At 45.0% G+C, this 19240-nt stretch carries 17 protein-coding genes; 12 read left to right on the top strand and 5 right to left on the bottom strand.

Features of this window, described 5'->3' with window-relative positions:
• Positions 1-88: 88 nt before the first annotated feature.
• The 8 genes from DRJ53_RS21905 to DRJ53_RS18730 all read left to right on the top strand — a co-directional run bounded on the left by DRJ53_RS21905 (position 89) and on the right by DRJ53_RS18730 (position 10388).
• On the top strand, positions 89-409 hold the full coding sequence (locus DRJ53_RS21905) for a DUF6660 family protein (RefSeq protein WP_421911853.1): 321 nt from the start codon (positions 89-91) through the stop codon (positions 407-409).
• Between the two features lie 135 nt (positions 410-544).
• On the top strand, positions 545-4864 hold the full coding sequence (locus DRJ53_RS18760) for a CusA/CzcA family heavy metal efflux RND transporter (protein WP_241558623.1): 4320 nt from the start codon (positions 545-547) through the stop codon (positions 4862-4864).
• A gap of 5 nt (positions 4865-4869) precedes the next feature.
• A complete protein-coding gene (locus DRJ53_RS18755) occupies positions 4870-6126 on the top strand; it encodes an efflux RND transporter periplasmic adaptor subunit (protein ID WP_175580766.1) in 1257 nt (418 codons plus the stop codon).
• Positions 6127-6141: 15 nt separating this feature from the next.
• The gene (locus DRJ53_RS18750; RefSeq protein ID WP_114237199.1) at positions 6142-6591 is read left to right on the top strand and encodes a Fur family transcriptional regulator; all 450 of its coding nucleotides are present in this window, start codon (positions 6142-6144) and stop codon (positions 6589-6591) included.
• Positions 6546-7223 carry a methyltransferase family protein gene (locus tag DRJ53_RS18745; RefSeq protein ID WP_114237198.1) on the top strand — a complete coding sequence of 226 codons (678 nt, stop codon included), beginning with the start codon at positions 6546-6548 and terminating at the stop codon, positions 7221-7223. The genes DRJ53_RS18750 and DRJ53_RS18745 overlap by 46 nt, the downstream gene beginning before the upstream one ends.
• Before the next feature lie 17 nt (positions 7224-7240).
• A complete protein-coding gene (locus DRJ53_RS18740) occupies positions 7241-7612 on the top strand; it encodes a four-helix bundle copper-binding protein (protein WP_114237197.1) in 372 nt (123 codons plus the stop codon).
• 159 nt (positions 7613-7771) lie between these two features.
• Positions 7772-8386 carry a hypothetical protein gene (locus tag DRJ53_RS18735; protein ID WP_114237196.1) on the top strand — a complete coding sequence of 205 codons (615 nt, stop codon included), beginning with the start codon at positions 7772-7774 and terminating at the stop codon, positions 8384-8386.
• 7 nt (positions 8387-8393) lie between these two features.
• Positions 8394-10388 carry a heavy metal translocating P-type ATPase gene (locus DRJ53_RS18730; RefSeq protein WP_114237195.1) on the top strand — a complete coding sequence of 665 codons (1995 nt, stop codon included), beginning with the start codon at positions 8394-8396 and terminating at the stop codon, positions 10386-10388.
• Between the two features lie 69 nt (positions 10389-10457).
• Here the strand turns inward: DRJ53_RS18730 and DRJ53_RS18725 are convergent, their stop codons facing one another.
• The 4 genes from DRJ53_RS18725 to DRJ53_RS18710 form a co-directional block, all read right to left on the bottom strand.
• Complete coding sequence (locus tag DRJ53_RS18725; RefSeq protein ID WP_114237194.1) at positions 10458-11075, bottom strand: class I SAM-dependent methyltransferase; 618 nt, start codon at positions 11073-11075, stop codon at positions 10458-10460.
• 33 nt (positions 11076-11108) lie between these two features.
• Positions 11109-12224, bottom strand: a complete 1116-nt coding sequence (gene chrA / locus DRJ53_RS18720; protein WP_114237193.1) for a chromate efflux transporter — start codon at positions 12222-12224, stop codon at positions 11109-11111.
• 130 nt (positions 12225-12354) lie between these two features.
• On the bottom strand, positions 12355-14577 hold the full coding sequence (locus tag DRJ53_RS18715) for a TonB-dependent receptor (RefSeq protein ID WP_114237192.1): 2223 nt from the start codon (positions 14575-14577) through the stop codon (positions 12355-12357).
• Positions 14578-14588: 11 nt separating this feature from the next.
• Positions 14589-14957, bottom strand: a complete 369-nt coding sequence (locus tag DRJ53_RS18710; RefSeq protein ID WP_114237191.1) for a heavy-metal-associated domain-containing protein — start codon at positions 14955-14957, stop codon at positions 14589-14591.
• Positions 14958-15578: 621 nt separating this feature from the next.
• Between DRJ53_RS18710 and DRJ53_RS21900 the strand changes: the two genes are divergently transcribed.
• Entirely contained in the window at positions 15579-15857 is a 279-nt protein-coding gene (locus DRJ53_RS21900) for a Rieske (2Fe-2S) protein (RefSeq protein WP_162303927.1), read from the top strand.
• Positions 15858-16238: 381 nt separating this feature from the next.
• Here DRJ53_RS21900 and DRJ53_RS18695 read toward each other — a convergent pair whose 3' ends face one another.
• Positions 16239-16676, bottom strand: a complete 438-nt coding sequence (locus tag DRJ53_RS18695) for a rhodanese-like domain-containing protein (protein WP_114237188.1) — start codon at positions 16674-16676, stop codon at positions 16239-16241.
• A gap of 39 nt (positions 16677-16715) precedes the next feature.
• Here DRJ53_RS18695 and DRJ53_RS18690 point away from each other — a divergent pair, with 39 nt between their 5' ends.
• The 3 genes from DRJ53_RS18690 to DRJ53_RS18680 all read left to right on the top strand — a co-directional run bounded on the left by DRJ53_RS18690 (position 16716) and on the right by DRJ53_RS18680 (position 19234).
• Positions 16716-17498: a nucleoside phosphorylase gene (locus DRJ53_RS18690; protein ID WP_114237187.1), complete on the top strand. Its 783-nt coding sequence runs from the start codon at positions 16716-16718 to the stop codon at positions 17496-17498.
• Complete coding sequence (locus DRJ53_RS18685; RefSeq protein ID WP_114237186.1) at positions 17495-18058, top strand: Crp/Fnr family transcriptional regulator; 564 nt, start codon at positions 17495-17497, stop codon at positions 18056-18058. Before DRJ53_RS18690 ends, DRJ53_RS18685 begins: the two co-directional genes overlap by 4 nt.
• 66 nt (positions 18059-18124) lie before the next feature.
• Positions 18125-19234, top strand: coding sequence for an MBL fold metallo-hydrolase (locus tag DRJ53_RS18680; RefSeq protein WP_114237185.1), 1110 nt, complete (start codon positions 18125-18127; stop codon positions 19232-19234).
• Positions 19235-19240: the final 6 nt, after the last annotated feature.

The following is a 19240-nucleotide window of genomic DNA, read 5'->3' as shown; positions in this document are numbered from 1 at the left end:
ACCTTTAACAAAACACAAATTACCCCCTGCAACGATGTTTCATTTTATGATGGCGTTTTCCAATATTTAAGATTTACATTTGCACCCGGTGAACATTGTTTTGGGCTATATCATGGCGTTTTTGGTACTGGCATTCAGTATGCTTCCTTGTGGCGACGTTGCTAAGGTTGCCAGCGGAAAAGCCAGCTATGAACTTACCCAATCCATACCGGAGCCCGGCGATGGAAGCCATGAGGATGCGTGTTCCCCTTTTTGCATTTGTGCTTGCTGTGCAAGTTTCTCGGTAATTACCAGGCTTGCTGCAGCTATAACTATCACCCTACCCATTCAAAGCTCTCAATCTTCTTATCTCCCGGATAGGCTTCACAGCATTGTCCTTCCCATCTGGCAGCCCCCTCAATTAGTGTAACCTTTTCATTTTCGTAATCGTGCCTTTGGCCCTTTATGGCTGAAGTGTACCTATTTGTTCACGCACTAGAAAGGTTATCGAATGCTAGATAGAATTATACGGTTCAGTATAAAAAATAAGCTGATCATTGGCCTCATGTCCTTGCTCCTTGCTATTTGGGGAGTATGGAGCGCCACCAAACTCCCCATTGATGCCGTACCAGATATTACCAACAACCAGGTACAGATCATCACCACTGCCCCTACACTGGCAAGCCAGGAGGTTGAGCAGTTTGTTACCTACCCCATTGAACAATCGCTTGCCAACGTTCCCGACCTCATTGAAATGCGGTCGATTTCCCGCTTCGGACTGTCGGTTATAACAGTAGTGTTTGCCGATAAGGTGGACATTTATTTTGCCCGCCAACTCATCAACGAACGGCTGAAAGAAGCCGAAGAACAAATTCCTGAAGGCATGGGCACACCGGAATTAGCGCCAGTAAGTACGGGTTTGGGCGAAGTGTATCAGTACATGATACATCCCAAAAAAGGCAGCGAGGACAACTACACGCCAATGGACTTGCGTACCATGCAGGACTGGATTGTGGCCAGGCAGCTTTACGGTACCCCCGGTGTGGCAGAGGTCAACTCCTTCGGCGGTATGTTGAAGCAATACGAGGTAGCCCTTGACCCTAACCGATTAAAGGCACTTGACGTCAGCATTGCCGAAATCTTCTCCGCCCTTCAAAAAAATAATGAGAATACCGGCGGCGCCTACATTGACCGAAAGCCCAATGCTTATTTTATACGGGGCATTGGTTTGGTTTCGTCGTTGGAAGACGTGGGCCGCATTGTGGTAAAAAATACAAGCGGTATCCCGGTGCTGATTAGTGACGTAGCAACGGTACGGTTTGGCAATGCCATTCGTTACGGGGCCATGTCGCACAACGGTGAGCACGAAGTGGTTGGTGGCATTGTGATGATGCTGAAAGGCAGCAACAGTGCCGATGTGGTTTCAAGAGTAAAGGACAAGATGGAAACCATCAAAAAATCCCTGCCTGCCGATGTGGAAATTGAACCCTTCCTGGACAGAACATCATTGGTGAACCGGGCTATTTCTACAGTGGAGAAAAATCTTATTGAAGGTGCCCTGATCGTGATTTTTGTACTGGTTATTTTCCTGGGCAATTTGCGGGCTGGGTTGATTGTCGCTTCTGCCATTCCGTTGGCAATGCTTTTTGCCTTGGGCATGATGAACGTCTTTGGTGTCTCGGCAAACCTAATGAGCCTTGGCGCCATTGACTTTGGCTTGATCGTAGATGGCGCAGTGATAATCGTTGAAGCTACCATGCACCATTTGGGATTACGCAAAGGAAACACAAAGCTTACGCAGGCCGAAATGGATGAAGAAGTATTTCAATCGGCTTCCAAAATCCGAAACAGCGCCGCCTTTGGCGAAATCATTATCCTGATTGTTTACATACCTATTCTTACACTTGTGGGCATTGAAGGAAAAATGTTCCGCCCCATGGCGCAAACGGTAGGTTTTGCCATCCTGGGGGCTTTGCTTTTATCGCTTACGTATATCCCCATGATGTCGGCGCTTTTTCTTCCAAAAACGGTTAGTCACAAGCGAAACTTTTCCGACAAAATGATGGATTTTTTTCAACGGCTGTACACACCGGCTTTACGTGCAGCTATCCGGTTGAAATACCTGATCGTAGGTATTTCGGTTGCCTTGATGGCATTAACTGCTATCGTCTTCTCCCGCATGGGTGGCGAATTCATCCCGCAATTGCAGGAAGGCGACTATGCTTTTCACTGCATCCTGCCGCAAGGCTCATCACTGTCGCAAAGTATAGAAACATCCATGCAGGCTTCCCGCATCATACGTTCCTTTCCCGAGGTGAAAGACGTGGTAGCAAAAACGGGCAGTGCCGAAGTGCCTACCGACCCCATGCCACCCGAAGCATCGGATTTAATCATTACGCTAAAAGATAAGGACGAGTGGACAACCACCAATGATTACAACGAACTGGCCCGGCTGATGGAAGAAAAGCTGGAAGCTATCCCCGGTGTTTTCTTTGAAGTCAACCAGCCCATTCAGATGCGCTTTAATGAGCTGATGACCGGCGTGAGGCAGGACGTGGCAATTAAGATTTTTGGCGAGAACATAGATACGTTGGCTGCGTTAGCACCACGCATCGCAGCAGTGATTAGCTCCGTGGATGGTGCCACCGAACCGCAGATTGAGCGTACTGCCGGGTTACCGCAAATCACCATCACTTACGACCGGGGACGCATTGCCAGCTATGGGCTGAACATAGAAGATGTGAACCGGGTAGTGAGTACCGCCTTTGCCGGCCAGTCGGCAGGGGTAGTGTTTGAGAACGAACGCAAGTTTGACTTGGTTGTCAGGCTCGACAGCGTTTACCGAAATTCCATTGAAGACGTAGCGAATCTTTTTGTTCCAACCAGTAACGGTGCACAAATTCCGCTAAGCCAGGTAGCCAACGTAGCCTTTAAAGAAGGCCCGGCACAAATCAGCCGCGAGGATGCCAAACGCAGGGTTGTTGTGGGCTTCAATGTTCAGGATCGTGACGTACAATCAGTGGTGGAAGATATTCAGGAGAAGTTGGCGAATGCTTCCATCCTTCCAACGGGTTATTACCTCACCTACGGCGGCACCTTTGAAAATTTGGAACAGGCTTCTGCCCGACTGAAGATTGCTGTTCCCATTGCCCTGTTACTCATTTTTTCATTGCTCTATTTCACTTTCCATTCGGTGAAGCAGGCAACGCTCATTTTCACAGCCATCCCAATGGCGGCAATAGGCGGCGTCTTTGCTTTGCTCTTGCGTGGAATGCCGTTCAGCATTTCGGCCGGTGTTGGTTTTATTGCCTTGTTTGGTGTGGCGGTGCTCAACGGCATTGTGTTGATCGGCACCTTCAACCAACTGGCACAAGAGGGAATGGATAACGTGATTGACAGGGTGATGGAAGGAACCAAAATCCGCTTGCGGCCCGTGCTGATGACGGCTACGGTTGCCTCATTGGGCTTCCTGCCAATGGCTATTTCAACAGGCGCAGGCGCTGAAGTGCAAAAGCCGCTTGCTACTGTTGTTATTGGCGGGTTGGTCACAGCCACCGTCCTCACCTTATTCGTCATTCCTTTACTCTATATCATTTTCAGCAAACAAAAAATGAAACCGAATAAAACGATTGTCACAACCGCCACCGTGTTGGTACTGTTGCTTTTTTCACCGGCAGCTTTTTCCCAACCGGGTTCAATGGGTGCGGTTCCGCAACGCACATCGGTGGATGCTGTGTATGACACCGCCATCCGCGGCAACCTGCAAATAAAGGCGTCAGACATTCAAATACAGCGAGGCCGCACGTTGGTGGGGTCAGCAAGTGAATTGCCCCGTACAGGCTTTTTTGTGGAGAACGAAGATCTAAGCCAGGCCGACCCAGTGGGCATTTTGAAGATAGGAATGCTGCAAAGCCTAGATTGGCCCACGGTTTACAAAGCCCGTCGAAACCTGCTGGACCAACAATTGACAGCCACACAGTTGAGCCGACAGTTGAGGGTATTGGAAATCAGGCGTGATGTTCAGTCAGCCTACTTCACCATTTGGTACTTGCAAAACCGGCAAACCCTTTTTCAACGGCTGGATAGTATCTACCGATCGCTGGCAGATGCAGCACGGTTGAAAGTACGCACCGGCGAAAGCGCAGGACTGGACAGCATTGCGGCGATTGCCAAGTCAAGGGAAATGAGTGTGCAGCTCAACTTGTTGGGGAGAGATATTGCCGCACAGCAGGAAATCCTGCGAAGACTGACAAACACAGCGAACGGCTTTTTGCCGCCGCAACAACCCTTGCAAAAAATTGGCGTAGAACCGCAGGCCGACAGCCTTCGCAATCATCCGGCCATCCAGGTACAAACGCAAAACGTAAACATAGCTGCGGCAGAATTGAAGGTGCAGCAACAAGCCTATAAGCCTTCGTTCGATGGCCGCTTTTTTACACAGCGATTGTATCCAATGCTGGTACCAAAGGCCAATGCCGGAGGAACCAGCAGCCGCAACCTGTTTTCCGGCTTTTCGGTAACGGCCAACATTCCCTTATTTAATCGTGGAGCAGTGCGGAGCCGCATTCGTGCAGCCGAGTTGGAAAAGGACTATCAACAATCGCTGACCCAATACGAAATAGCGAATCTCAATAGCCAGTACAACCAGGCCTTGCAACAGTTCCGGAAGGATGAGGAATTGCTTCGGTTTTATGAAACAACCGGATTAGCGCAGGCCGATGCCATCATAAAGGCCGCCGACCTTTCTTACCGGGCAGGGGAAATCAGCTTTGCCGAGCTGGCGCAATTTTTAACCCAGGCCATAGACATTCAACGGAACTATCTGGACGTGCTAAACCAGTACAACCAGTCAGCCATTCAACTCAATTACTATCTAAATCGATAAAAGAAATGAAACGAGTTATCATCATTTTCACTGCAATAGTTCTCCTGCTCTCCTGCGGTGGCAAAGAAGCCACCAACGAGCAGGCAAAAGAACCGGCAACCGAAGAACATGCGGAAGAAGGGCATAGCGAGGCGGAAGGAAACATTGTATCACTTACCGAGGAGCAAATGAAAACGGCAGGGATTGAGTTGGGTACAATAGAATTGAAAAACCTGACAACATCCATCCGGGCCAACGGCACGCTTACGGTCCCCAATCAAAACAAAGCCCTAGTAACGTCTGTAAACAGCGGAGTGTTGAAAACCCTGCTCATTCAGCCAGGTAATTATGTACGGAAGGGACAAGCCATTGCGTCCATCGTCAATCCCGATGTGGCCCAACTGCAACAGGAGTTGCAAACAACCAATGCGCAAATCAATCTTGCCGAAATTGAGTTGCGGCGGCAGCGGGAGTTAGTAGAGGGTAATGCAGCACCGTTAAAGAACGTGCAGCGATTGCAAACAGAACTGGCTACCCTGCGGGCTACACGAAATGCGCTGTCAAAGCAGTTGAGTGCAATGGGCATATCGGCAGCAAGCGTAAGCAAGGGGAACATTGTTACCACCATCACCATAACGGCACCCATCAGCGGCACGGTTAGCACGGTGTCGGCGCAGATCGGTTCTCCGGTTGACCAAAGCACCCCCATTGCTGAAATCGTGAACAACTCGCTGCTGCACCTTGACTTGTTTGTGTACGAAAAGGATTTGCCGAAGCTGCACAAAAACCAGGTTATTCACTTCACGTTGACCAACAATCCGGGTAAGGAATATGATGCAAAGATTTATTCGATCGGAACTGCTTTTGCCAGCGAAAGCAAAACTATCCCGATACATGCAATGGTATTTGGCGACAAGGAGGGGCTAATTGAAGGCATGAACATTACCGCATTGGTCAGCATTGGAACCAGTGTACTGCCTGCCGTGCCAACCAATGCCATTGTAAGCAACCAGGGACAGGATTTCATTTTTATAAAAACAGACCAGGCAGCAGCAGACCACCACGAAGAAGAAGGCGGGCACAAGGACGAAAAGGCCGGACGTGAACACGATGAACAGGCAATGACAAATTTTGAACGGGTGCAGGTGGTAAAAGGGGCATTGGATGTAGGATATACGGAAATCACGCCGGTGAAAAACCTTCCGCCGAAGACGGCCATCATTACCAAGGGAGCCTTTTTTGTATTAGCTAAAATGACCAATACGGGTGGGCATGAACATTAATCAAACGGTATAACCATGAACGAAGAATTGGAAGCAATGCTTGTGGAAAAAGGAATTAGTCCTACAGCCATGAGGATATTGGTGTTGGAGTATCTGCTAAAGCAAACTACCACAACAAGTCTTCAGGATCTGGAACGGGATTTCTCCTACTCGGACAGGACTACCCTGTACAGGACGCTGAAAACCTTTGAAGAAAAAGGGCTGGTTCATGAGATAAAAGATGGTACGGAAACAACCAAGTATGCCTTGTGTGCAGCAGCCTGCAAAGCAGGTTCCCACTACGATTTGCACCTGCACTTTTATTGCTATTCCTGCAAACAGACGTTCTGCCTGCCGAAACACAAAGTTCCGGATGTATTGCTTCCTGAAGCGTTTATATTAAAAGAGTTGAATTTGATTGCAAAAGGCATCTGCAACACATGCAGCGAAAACAATGCAATTCAGTTGCACGAGGAGCTGAAATAGCTTTGGTCATAGAAAAAGCAAATTTTATGGATGCATTTTTGAAAATTTACCTGCCGCTTTTCTTTGTTGTGTTTATCCTATTGGTATTTGTTGTTCCGAGCGTAAGAGTGTACCGGCAAACCGGCATCAATCCTTTTCGCTTTGCTACCAAACACGATGAGGCCCACGACTACATTGGAGCATCCATGAAAGTGTTTATCCTCCTCCTGTTAACGTCGGTTTTACTGTATTCACTTTCGGGAACGGCGTATCAATATTTAGTTCCGTTTACCTACATGCAGACAAATGGCTTGAAAATCACAGGCCTTTTATTAGGGCATGTATCCCTGCTCTTCATCATCATTGCACAATACCAAATGCGGCAATCTTGGCGCATTGGCATTGACTTCGAAAACAGGACGCAATTGATCACAAAAGGCTTATTCAGTATTTCACGGAACCCGATTTATGTAGGCTTGCTGGCGGCTTTGGCAGGATTTTTTTTGGTACTACCAAATGCGCTAACACTCGCAGTATTGTTTGCCGCCTACATTATACTGCATGTGACCATGCGGTTAGAAGAAGGTTTTTTGCAAAAGCAGCATGGAGCAGCCTATGTGAACTACAGGAAGAAAGTAAGACGATTGATTTAACCATAAAAACAAACAACATGGAACAGCAACAACCCGGACATCACCATTCAGGCCACAATCACGAATCCCTCATTCAAACTCTTTTGGATTGTGCCAAAGCATGTGAAATGTGCGCTGCCGCCTGCCTCGACGAAGACAATGTAACACCGATGGCGCATTGTATTGAACTGGACAGGGATTGTGCGGAAATCTGTTTACTTGGTGCAAAGCTGCTCATGCGGGACAGCGAATTGGCACACAAATTCCTGGTCATTTGTGAAGAAGCCTGTCGCAAATGCGCCGAGGAGTGCGGCATGCACGACCATGACCATTGTAAACGCTGTGCCGAGGCATGCAGAAGATGCGAACAAGCTTGCCACGAACATCATGGTCAGCAGCAAATGAAGTAACCCTGCGAAATTAAATTCACGAGCATGGGATTTTGAAAAACCTGGCCCATGCCTTTGATTAAATCTTGCGTATTAAAAACATTGAAATGAAACTGAATTGCTGGAAATGCGTGGTGCTCCTGTCCTCTCTGTTAGCCCTGATGGGCACAATAGCCTAAGATGGTCAGCATCATTACGGGAAGCTTAATCATTAGCCTGCTGCATGCGCTGATACCCAACCATTGGTTACCGGTATTGGCGATTGGAAGAAAAGAAGGATGGACGTTGGGCGAGACGAGCCGGATCACTTTTATCGCTGGCTTGTCACATGTCATCAGCACGGTTATCATTGGCGGCTTGCTGGGAGCAATTGGTGGCGAACTTACAGCACACATTGACCATTTTGCTCACGTCATCGCACCGTCCATCCTTGTACTGCTTGGCTTTTATTTCATTCGCCAGCACTATCACCACCATCATTTTGCGGTGGAAAAAGAAAAGCTGGAGAAAAAGTCCAAACGCTCCATCATCACGGCATTGGTCATAGCCATGTTTCTTTCGCCTTGTATGGAGATAGAAGCCTATTTTCTTTTGGCTGGTACAAAGGGATGGTATTTGATGGCTTTTATAGCCATTATGTATTCGGCTATCACCTTAGGTGGGATGCTCCTTTGGGTCCGCATTGTTTACAAGGGACTTCTAAAACTAAACTGGCACCGATGGGAGCACAATGCAGGCATTATTACCGGACTGACGTTGGTGGCCACAGGTATTATCACATTTTTTGTTCAATAAGAAACGCATGCAATATAAACCCAAAGAAGGCGAAGGCTTAGAACTGAATGAGCTTTCGAAAATTGCCGAGACATCGGAAGAAAAGAAACACGCTGAAAACGACGGGCACGATCATGAACACGCAGGAAGCGGTGTTAAGAAGGACGAGGCCGGATGGAAAAGCCATTGGGATTTATTATTGGCGCTCCTTATTTTGGTGGCGTTGCTTGTACTGGAATATGGCTTCAGAACCGAACTTCCGAATGTTGTTGCGCTTGTTCTTAATCTGATTGCCTACATTTTAGCGGGCAGAAAGGTTTTAGATCTTGCCTTTCGCAAAGCAAAACGTGGCGATTTCTTCAATGAGTTTGTACTTATGAGCGTTGCCACCATCGGAGCATTTGTGATTGGTGAATACGAGGAAGGCGTTGCCGTGATGGTATTTTATCAAATTGGCGAGTGGTTTCAGGACGCAGCCGTCAACAGGGCGAAAAGAAGCATCAAAGCATTACTGGACATAAGGCCGGATAAGGTAACCGTTCTGCGAAACGGCGGTAGCGAAATAGTTGACCCTTCACAGATACAGTTGGAAGAAACCATTCAAATAAAACCAGGCGAAAAAGTGGCGCTTGACGGCGACCTGCTTTCCGAAACCGCATCCTTCAATACGGCTGCCTTAACCGGTGAAAGCAAGCCCGATACTAAGTACAAAGGCGAAAAGATTTTGGCCGGGATGATTAACCTGAACACGGTTGCTGAAGTAAAGGTAGCTGCCTTGTTCAAAGACAGTAAATTGAGCAAGATTTTGGAAATGGTGCAGGATGCCACGGCCCGTAAATCACAAACGCAGCTTTTCATTTCCCGCTTTGCCAAGGTTTATACGCCAATTGTTTTCTTCCTGGCCCTTGCCGTCTGCCTCGTACCTTATTTTTTTGTTGACGAGTATGATTTTCAAACCTGGTTTTATCGTGCATTGGTGTTTCTTGTTATCAGTTGCCCTTGTGCCTTGGTAGTGTCTATTCCGTTGGGTTACTTCGGCGGCATCGGTCTTGCCTCCCGAAATGGCATTCTCTTTAAAGGCGGCAACTTTCTGGACGTGATGACGAAAGTGAACGCCGTGGTGATGGATAAAACCGGAACATTAACCAAGGGTGTATTCAAAGTGCAACAGGTTGTGCCCAACAACATTGAAAAAGATGAATTAATTCGATTAGCAGCCGCCCTGGAACGAAATTCTACCCACCCGGTGGGCAAAGCCGTAACCGAGTATGCCGGTGAGTTAGATAAAGGCACAAAAGCAACCGACGTGGAAGAAATTGCCGGTCATGGACTGAGAGGAAAGATTGAAGGAAAAGAAGTGCTTGCAGGCAACCTGAAGCTGCTGCGCAAGTTCAATGTTTCTTATCCTACCGAGATTGAGCAAGTCATCGATACGATTGTGGTTGTTGCAGTAGACGATCAATACGCCGGTTACATCACCATTGCAGATGAAATAAAAGAAGATGCCGCTCAAGCGATAAATGAAATGCACAGCCTCAACATCAAAACCGTCATGCTTTCAGGTGACAAACAATCCGTGGTTGACCAGGTTTCAAAAAAGGTAGGTATTGATGAAGCTTATGGTGATTTATTACCCGAAGGAAAAGTAGAAAAAGTGCAAAAGCTAAAAAGCGAAGGCAGGCATATTGCCTTTGTAGGCGATGGAGTAAACGATGCGCCGGTTGTTGCTTTGGCAGATGCCGGCATTGCAATGGGCGGCCTAGGAAGTGATGCCACGATTGAAACAGCCGACATCGTGATTCAAAACGACCAGCCTTCAAAAATCGTGTCTGCTATCAAAGCGGGTAAAATTACAAGGGGTATTGTCTGGCAAAACATCATCCTGGCAATGGTGGTAAAAGTAATTGTGCTAATCTTGGGTGCCGGAGGCATAGCTACTTTGTGGGAAGCGGTGATAGCGGATGTAGGGGTTGCATTGTTGGCTATTTTAAATGCGGTACGGATACAGAGGATGAGGATTTGAATAATTAGAAATGAAGAACGTTGTTGTAGTGTGATATGCTATCTTACAAACCCATTCATAGGTGTGAGTTCACTTTCTCTGAAAGCTGGAGAATAGAAAATTTTGTACAGTGTTGAACGGTGTAGTATGGTCTTCCTGAATGCACTTAATTCTATTAAATGCTACTTCAAATCTGGCTGACATGGATGTTTCTGAATATTGCTTTATTTCCAACCCACTGCATTTTTTCGGGCCGTTCTCTGAGAAGGTTCCAAGCACCAGGTAGCCATCTTTCGCAATAGCTTCCTCGCCAATGGCAACATACCTATAAATCTTTTCTTCGGTAGTAAGGAAATGAAAAGCGGCCCTATCGTGCCAAAAATGAAATGGAACGGGCGGTTCGAAATCGGTGACGTCTGACACAATCCAATGTACTTTTGATGCGTTCTCACCCAAACGTTGCTTTGCTTTTTCAATGGCAGCCGCAGAAAGATCGAGCACCCAAATGTTCTGATAGCCCTTGTCCAGCAGTGCATCTGCAAAATGACTGTCGCCACCACCGATATCAATGATATTGGCGTCTAAGGGAAGATTAAACATCTCTACAAATTCCATTGATGTTTTTGGGTAAGACTGAAACCAGCTTACTTCATCTTCGGCTTTCGTATTGTAAATGTGGTCCCAATGCTGCTTTTGATTATCTGGCATAATACGAAAAAAGTCATGACTTAAAGTATCACCTTACATTCGGGATAAAATATAGCCCAACAAAGCGCCTCCAAAAATAAAAATTGCCGTGTTCAGCTTTTTGAAATAAAACGTCACGGCAAAACTGATACCTGCAATCAAAACGGTTCTCCAGTCGAGCAGCGTGACTCTTCCAATTTCAACAACCATGGAAAGAATGATAGCAATGGAAACCACATTGACGGCATCCAGAAAAGCACTCATGATTTTGGAGCGGCGTAAGAACGGAATCAATGGATTAAGCAGTGCAACAAACAAGAAAGAAGGAAGAAAAATTCCGACAGTAGCTGCGACTGCACCCGATGCACCACCTAATTGCCAGCCAACAAATGTAGCCGACGAGAAAACAGGGCCTGGCGTAAACTGGCCTACGGCAATGGCATCTGTCAGTTGTTGTTTTGTGAGCAACCCTTTGCTGACCAGTTCTGCATCTAAAAAAGCAAACAACACATAGCCGCTGCCGTAAAGAATGGAACCTATTTTCAAAAACGTAAAAAACAATCCGGCATCGGACAGAAGTTTTGGCGACTGGCTTTGCACCAGCACGAAAGGAAAAAAACCATTTGCTGTTTTGCCGGACGATTTTAGCCAGTAAAGTAGCATACCCAATACGCCGCCACCAAACAATACCAATATCTCGTTGGCGCCAACCAGAACCGCTGCGGCAGCAGCCACACCCAACACACCAAGTTCAATGCTCTTTAACGCTTTCTTGCCAAGCCCTATCATTAGCGCTACAATAACGGCTATAATGGCGGGTTTGATGCCATAAATAAACGGCTGCACCTGCGGCAATTGTCCGTACTGCTGGTAAAGCCATGCAAAAAACGCGGTAATGATGACAGCGGGAAGAATAAAACAAGCTCCGGCTACCACCAATCCTTTCCAACCCGCTCTTTCATGACCAATGTGCATTGTCAGTTCAGTAGAATTAGGACCCGGTATCAAATTCGTAGCACCCACCAGATCCAGAAAATGTTCTTCGGTCATCCATGCCCTTTTCTTCACCACCTCTTCTTGCATCAAGGCAATATGAACGGCTGGACCACCAAAGCCGACAATACCGAGTTTAGTAAAGAGTAGGGCTACTTCTTTTATATCTCTATTCATTATAATCGCTGCATTTTAACCATAGAAAAAGTGTATTGCTAAAGATCATAAACGTCACTTGCAACAATGCTCTAATTTTTACAGTTTTGGATAAAACAAAAAGGCTGCCTTACCGAGCAGCCTTTTTTATTTATTTCACCGTGTATCGAATTCCGAGATAAGCCTCTCTTCCTCTGGTAGGCCCCCACGCAAATTGGGTGTCAAAGTATTTGCCGAATGGGTCCTGCCACCCAATAAGCGGTTTATTCTGCCTGAAATTGAAAATATTTTCTACCCCGGCATACACTTCAAATCTCTTGATGTTGTACGTGAATTGCGTACTAACCACCGTATAGGGGTTTGACTCACCTGGCCGCTGGTACAGTACGGGGTTGTTTTTTGTATCCGGAAGCTTCTGGATTCCATACCAATGAGCATTCGCATCGATGTGCCACTTTCTGTTCAGTGGCATAAACGATGCGGAGGTATGCAGCCTATGATTGGGGTTGAAAGGCAGAATATCCTTGCCTTCATCCTTCATCTGGTAAACATCGAGGTACACATAACCTGCTTTGGCTGCAAATCTGTTATAGAATGTGCCGCTCACTTCTGCCTGAAACCCGTTGGATACTGACTTGCCCGTAAAGTTTTTGATGATTGCTTTGGTAGGGTCTGCATCATACTCCGGAAAGATTTGATTTTGAAAGGACGTTCTGTAAAAATCCAGCGAAACATATCCTTCAACATTCTTGCTTTTGAACTTTTGCGTTGCGTTGAAACCTACGTTCAATGCTTTCTCCGGTTGTAACGCTTCTGCAAAAATGATATCCCTGGAACTTACCAACAAGCCAACGTTTTCGCTAAAAATGTTTGCCGTCCTCCATCCTGTACCGATTGACCCTCTAAAGGTTAGGTTTGGCGTTGCAGCATATTTAAGCAAGGTTCTGGGTGTTACTTCCCAACCAAAACGGTTGTGATGGTCTGCCCTGATGCCGGCTATCCAGGTAAGTTTATCGTTTGCACTGTTGATGATGTTTTCAGCAAAAACACCAGGAATGTTTTCAACCTTGTTATAAATGCCAGCATACGTTCTATTGAGGCTATTGTTACTAAACAAAATTTTCTCTGACAAATTCAGATGTCGATAGCTTATGCCGGTTTTTAATACGCTGTTGTTTTTGTACCCAAATTCATATTGCAGGTTAGCATATCCGGCTGCTTGCTTCGCTTTGTAAGCCGTTACCCCGAAATAGGACTGCTGATCCTGATGAGAACCGGAAACATAAAGAGCAAACCTGTGCTCGTCATTCATTCGAAAGGCTGTTTTAAACCAAGCTTCCGGCTGGTTTATGCTTACAGCCTGTCCGTAAGCGTTACCCGTTCCTTTGTCTCTATCGTAATTGAAACCGGTTTGCCCACCGATTCTTTTCTCAGACAGGTAACGGACATTAAATTGTGTACTCCATCCCCACTTCGCTTCATCTCCTTTTTTCCACCGGTTAGCAATGGCATAGCGGGTAAGTAATGGAAGGTCTAAAAAACGGTCGTCATCTCTGTCAACCCTTCCTGCTGGTTGCACTATGTGCAAAGCAGTTAAACTACTCCATTTGCCTTTCCTGAATGAATAGTTAGCATTCAGATGTTTCTCGCCAAAGCTGTTGATATAGGCATTCAGCAAAAGCTTGTCCGCCTTGTCCGGCTCCTTTGTAAGTACATTAATCTGTCCGCTGATGCTTTCAAAACCTTGCAACACGGAATTGGCACCTTTCGCCACCCAGATATTGTCCACCAGTGTACCGGGTATGCTGCTGATGCCATAGGTGTAGGTTAAACCTTGTATTTGCGGAAAACCATCAATCAAAACCTGGTTGTAGATACCAGATAGCCCCAGTATTCGCAACTCTTTGGAATTGGTAATGATGTTTGTTGTTTGTGGTTGCACGGAGGCCTGTGTTTCAAAGCACCCCGACAAATCACAACAAGCTGCTTTCTTCAGTTCCAACGAGGTGATTACCTCTGTTTTTATCGGGTTGGCGGAGATATAAGAAGCTCTTTTTCTCCCCTCTACGGTCACATTGTGCAGCGCCGATACAGCACGCAAAGCAATTTCGAGAAATGAAGTATCAGTAACCTGTATGGTATCTGTTTTATACCCCACATAACTGATTAGTAAGCTATGGGGGCTTTTCTTAGGTAAGTCTATTAAGAACTCACCCATTTCGTTCGTAACGGTTCCTTTCTTACTATTGATCCATGCAACGGTAGCACCTTGTAATGGTGCTCCTGTATCATTGGTTATTTTTCCCTTTATCGGTTGAGCAAAGGATATGAAAGGAACTGTTAGTATCAGTAATACTACCAGTAATTGTTTCATGTAAATCGTGTTTATCCTTGCTTTACCTTGTAGGGTCTATCATTAGGGTTTTCACAACCCGGTGTAGCTTCTACTATTTTCCGTATCTCTTTCTCAGAAACTATCGTCGGGTCAAAAGTGATTTCAAAAGCGCTGGTTGCTGATGGTTTGCTCACCAACTTTGATGACGTAACGCCATTGGCATTGCTTACTGCTTTTTCTATGTCTTTACAATCGCCGCTGCAAGTGATTCCACTTACTTTTATTTTAATTGTTTGCAGCTTTTGGGTTTGTGCGGCTGTTGTCGGTTGGTCTTTTGCTGTTTGAGCAAAAGATGATGTTGAAGCAGCCAGTGTGAAAGCTAACGTCACGGTTAGTGTATAGAAGAATTTTGCGTTCATTTTAAATGATTTTTGAAAATGGATAAGATAATGTCTGTTTTAAGCATATTGTCCGGTGTTAATGGAAAAACAGTCAGACTATCTTAGGCGGTTGCCAAAAATCGAGGGTAATCAGCGGAGGCACTCTATCATTATTTCCTATTCGATGTTTAGAAAACAAAGGAATTAGTGAAATATTTTGATAAGAGAAATTGCTTGTAAAAGCAGGACAACCCTTGCAGGTTTGAAAAGGATTGCAGTTAGAGTTTTCGTCACACCCATTGCGCTCAGGTTCTTTCGTGGGCTCCTCCTCTTCAAACGGTTCACATGCACCACCACAGCAAGTCTCAACACTCTGGCTAGTAAGGCTAATCATATCACTTAACCCTGGCTGGACAGACAGGAAAAGGATATAAAAAGCGATCATAAAGCCGAAAACCTTCATTGCAGGCGCAAATTAATAAATTTGCGCTGTTTTAGATAATTGTAGCATTCATTACCATTCAAAGAAAGTAGTTCTGTAAATCTTATTAAGCTAGCAAAACATTGCCCGCAGACTCATTACTAAGCATACTGAAGCACTTCTTATGCCCAGAAGGTTACGGCCGTATCGAATTTCGCGTAAGGTAGAGAGGTGGTATAGTGTACAGTTCTTTCTTCATTTTGCGCAACAATGCTCTTCAATTTCCGATCTGCCTTTATGGATTTAGCGAAACTGTATATTCTGCCCTGCGAATGAAATGTAGCCATCAGGATGCAGAACTGCAGGCTTCAGGCGATGTGTTGAAATGCCCGGCGCACCGGAGTAAGTTTAACAGCAAAGGACAGGTGACCAATGGCCCGGTAGACGCCAACCTTAGCACCTTTCCTCTAATAGTATCAGCCAACAAATTATTCATTGATTTGAGAAGGCAATCATGAAGAACTATTTAGCATATCGGCCTTATTATTAACTACGGTACTTTCTCATACCCAATTTGCCCCCGAGTTGTTGCGCAAGCTACAGACCAATACCGCAGCTTGAAACCAATATGGTTGCCTTGTATAATCACCCATTTATGAACGTTGGAAAGTTGCCTATGGCTCCTGGCGGTTCCTATGGAAGGCAACTATCAGTACATAAGTAAAGATGGCGTTACAGAAGAGCACCAGTTTCAAATGCGACGATTGACACTTTCCGTTTCTTCAGCCATTTCAAAGCGAATTAAGTTCCTACTGATATTGAATTTGCAATGTTGTTCAATTTGCGTCGCGGTAATAGGATAAATCCCATTGGCTCCTTTAACCAAAATCACGATGAGCCTAAGTTGTAGGATAGCCTTTGTCTATCCAATCCCTTTTTATGTTGTGAGGCAAATTCAATAAATAGTAACTTGTAAAGTTCAGCTCTTTTAAAGCATTAATAGCAGGACGCACATTTGGGCAATGCTCAAAGGGGCAACAACCACAATAAACAACTATCTTTTTGTCCTTGTCGATCGTTTTCAGTTGTGCTTTTAGCTTTGCCAAGCCTTCGGGAGTATTCACCATGCCCACATTTACAGAGTTTGGTACTGTTGCACCTGGTCCGACGCTAATAATTACCGGAATATCTTTCTTCGTATTGATAGCGTTTGCCAAATCACCCGGTTCTAGAAGTTGTTTTTCAGTCCAATTCACAGGATTTTGAGCATAGCCATCAACACCTAAAGACAAAATAATCGCTAGGATTAATAGCTTTAATATTGACAGCTTTTTCATTGACTAAATTTGTCGCAAGATATAATTTCCTTTTACCTGATGAGTGAAATATTACTTAATAAATACTACGATGAGCAGTCTGTCTTTCTGCCTGAAAACCTTCTTCGGGAAGCCAGGAGACAGAAAAGCAAGAAAGAATGCAGTGTTCCTGTCATTTGTCTTCTTGATCCTGACGGTGATTTAGCCGACTATCTGTTGAGACACGGAAAGGCAACCAAAGACGAGTGTTGGGCATGCTATCACTCTGTTCTTTACACATTTGATGTAGATGGCGTTCAGATAGGCATCATTCCTTGCATCGTGGGCTCTTCTTACGCTGTGCTGGTTGCAGAGCAGCTTTTTGTTTCAGGTTGCAAACTATTAATCAGTGTCACTTCAGCGGGTATTATTAATCAACCAAACAATACAAAAAGATTTGCACTAATCACAGATGCTATCAGGGACGAAGGAACAAGTTACCATTACCTGCCTCCGGACCAGCCATCCTTATTACCGCAAACCTTACTCCGGCAACTAACACCTTTTTTCAAAGACAAGGGATGTCCATTCTTTGAAGCAAGTAGCTGGACAACAGATGCACCATACAGAGAGACACAATCTGCAATCAACATTCACAAACAGCAAAATATTGTTTGTGTAGAGATGGAAGCAGCGGCTTTGTATGCCTTAGCCACAGTAAAAGAATATAACATTATTTGCTTTGCTCACCTTACAAATTCAATGGCACAGTCAGAAGGAGATTTTGAGAAAGGAGAAGAAATGGGCAGCATTGATACACTCGCCTTAGTAAGTTATCTACTCAAAACAACCATCGTCCCATGAAGCAGCTTTTTGAATATTTCAATCGCTTTAGTCCTTTATCGGATGAGGCAAAAGAGGCAATAGAAGGGATAAGCAAACTTGTCCATATTCAAAAAAATAAAGACTTGCAGCCCATAGGTCATACCTGCAAAACAGTTTATTTTATCAACAAAGGGATAGCAAGGATTTACTACTACAAAGACGGCATAGATATAACAGATGGCTTCGCCACCGAAAACAACGTAATTGCACGGGTAGAAAGTCTATTTACCGGCAAACCAAGCCGCAAAGCAATTCAGATTTTAGAAGACGCAGAAATTGTGGCAATTGATGCTAACAAACTTTTCAAGCTGTATGATAGCTATCCGGAAATTGAACGTCTATTTAGGAAAATATTTGAAGCCAGCCACGTAGAAACGGTTAACCGCATTGAAGGCATACAGTTTCACACAGCAGAAGAACGTTACAAAGCACTATTAGAAGAAGCTCCCACCATCATACAAAGAGTGCCGCTGAAATACATTGCTTCTTATTTAGGAATTACACAAGTCAGTCTTAGCCGTATCAGAGGGCAACGCTGATTATTTATCATATGATAAATGGATAGTCTTGGCTTAATGCCACCTTTGTGATGTAAATATCACAACATGGAGAATAATAGATTGTCTGTAGGTGCAGAACAGCTAAGAACCTGGCTGGAAGACAAAAAAGACGTTATTGTACTTGATGTAAGACCAAAAGAGCAACGGGAGGAATGGCAGATACCTGGCAGTATTTACTTAGATGCCTACCAGCGGCTGAATAATAACGATGCATCCGTTTTAGATAACGTGGCTATTCCCGAGAATGTTCCTGTCGTTACGGTTTGTGCAGCAGGCAGAACCAGTATGATAGCTGCAAATGAATTAAGGAAAAAGGGCATTGAAGCGTATTCTTTGGAAGGCGGCATGAAAGCTTGGAGCATGGCATGGAACACAGCTGTGCTTACTTTCGAAAACTTTGAAGTAATACAGTTCAGACGAACCGGAAAGGGTTGTTTGTCGTACATGATTATTTCACGTAAAGAAGCAGTAATAATAGATGCTTCATTACCTGTTGCAGACTATGAGCAATTCCTTTCTGAAAGAGGGATAACACTAAAGTTCGTCATGGATACGCATATTCATGCCGACCATCTTTCTCGATCAAAGCAATTGGCTGAAAAATTCAACATTCCTTTTTACCTGCCGGTTCAGGATAAAATCACATTCAACTTCAAGCCTCTTGGCGATAATGTTACTGTAACTGTAGGCAACATATCAATAAGATCAATTCATTCACCTGGTCATACATTAGAAAGCACATCTTATTTGATAGATGACAAACTATTACTTACTGGCGACACCCTTTTTATAGAAAGCATTGGAAGACCAGATTTAAAGGCAAGTCCCGAAGAAGCAAGACACAAGGCGAGTTTACTTTATCACTCCTTGCAAAAGTTGATAGCACTAAATGAAAACATTATAGTGCTGCCTGGGCATACAAGTAAACCTGTCGAGTTCAACAGCATTCCTATACAAGCCTCATTGTCTTCCATAAAGCAAAATGTTTCAATGCTTCATTTGAAAGAGGAAGAATTTGTTCAAACCATACTTCAACGCATTCCTCGAACCCCAGCAAACTACCTTGCTATAGTTGAAAAGAACATAAAGGGAGAATACGACGATGTAAACCCTGTAGAGTTAGAAGCAGGCGCGAACAGGTGTGCAATTTCATAAGTAAAT

This window comes from Paracnuella aquatica (assembly GCF_003332885.2).
In the GTDB taxonomy this organism is placed as follows: Bacteria; Bacteroidota; Bacteroidia; order Chitinophagales; family Chitinophagaceae; genus Flavisolibacter; species Flavisolibacter aquaticus.
Note: the sequence above shows the minus strand (reverse complement) of the source record. Positions and strands in the feature narration are given on the sequence as shown.

Excerpts from the sequence above, each read along its gene's own strand:
- DRJ53_RS18760 (WP_241558623.1), top strand. The coding sequence starts at position 545 with ATGTCCTTGCTCCTTGCTATTTGGGGAGTATGGAGCGCCACCAAACTC.
- DRJ53_RS18755 (WP_175580766.1), top strand. The coding sequence starts at position 4,870 with ATGAAACGAGTTATCATCATTTTCACTGCAATAGTTCTCCTGCTCTCC.
- DRJ53_RS18750 (WP_114237199.1), top strand. The coding sequence starts at position 6,142 with ATGAACGAAGAATTGGAAGCAATGCTTGTGGAAAAAGGAATTAGTCCT.
- DRJ53_RS18745 (WP_114237198.1), top strand. The coding sequence starts at position 6,546 with ATGCAGCGAAAACAATGCAATTCAGTTGCACGAGGAGCTGAAATAGCT.
- DRJ53_RS18740 (WP_114237197.1), top strand. The coding sequence starts at position 7,241 with ATGGAACAGCAACAACCCGGACATCACCATTCAGGCCACAATCACGAA.
- DRJ53_RS18735 (WP_114237196.1), top strand. The coding sequence starts at position 7,772 with ATGGTCAGCATCATTACGGGAAGCTTAATCATTAGCCTGCTGCATGCG.
- DRJ53_RS18730 (WP_114237195.1), top strand. The coding sequence starts at position 8,394 with ATGCAATATAAACCCAAAGAAGGCGAAGGCTTAGAACTGAATGAGCTT.
- DRJ53_RS18725 (WP_114237194.1), bottom strand. The coding sequence starts at position 11,075 with ATGCCAGATAATCAAAAGCAGCATTGGGACCACATTTACAATACGAAA.
- chrA (WP_114237193.1), bottom strand. The coding sequence starts at position 12,224 with ATGAATAGAGATATAAAAGAAGTAGCCCTACTCTTTACTAAACTCGGT.
- DRJ53_RS18715 (WP_114237192.1), bottom strand. The coding sequence starts at position 14,577 with ATGAAACAATTACTGGTAGTATTACTGATACTAACAGTTCCTTTCATA.
- DRJ53_RS18710 (WP_114237191.1), bottom strand. The coding sequence starts at position 14,957 with ATGAACGCAAAATTCTTCTATACACTAACCGTGACGTTAGCTTTCACA.
- DRJ53_RS18695 (WP_114237188.1), bottom strand. The coding sequence starts at position 16,676 with ATGAAAAAGCTGTCAATATTAAAGCTATTAATCCTAGCGATTATTTTG.
- DRJ53_RS18690 (WP_114237187.1), top strand. The coding sequence starts at position 16,716 with ATGAGTGAAATATTACTTAATAAATACTACGATGAGCAGTCTGTCTTT.
- DRJ53_RS18685 (WP_114237186.1), top strand. The coding sequence starts at position 17,495 with ATGAAGCAGCTTTTTGAATATTTCAATCGCTTTAGTCCTTTATCGGAT.
- DRJ53_RS18680 (WP_114237185.1), top strand. The coding sequence starts at position 18,125 with ATGGAGAATAATAGATTGTCTGTAGGTGCAGAACAGCTAAGAACCTGG.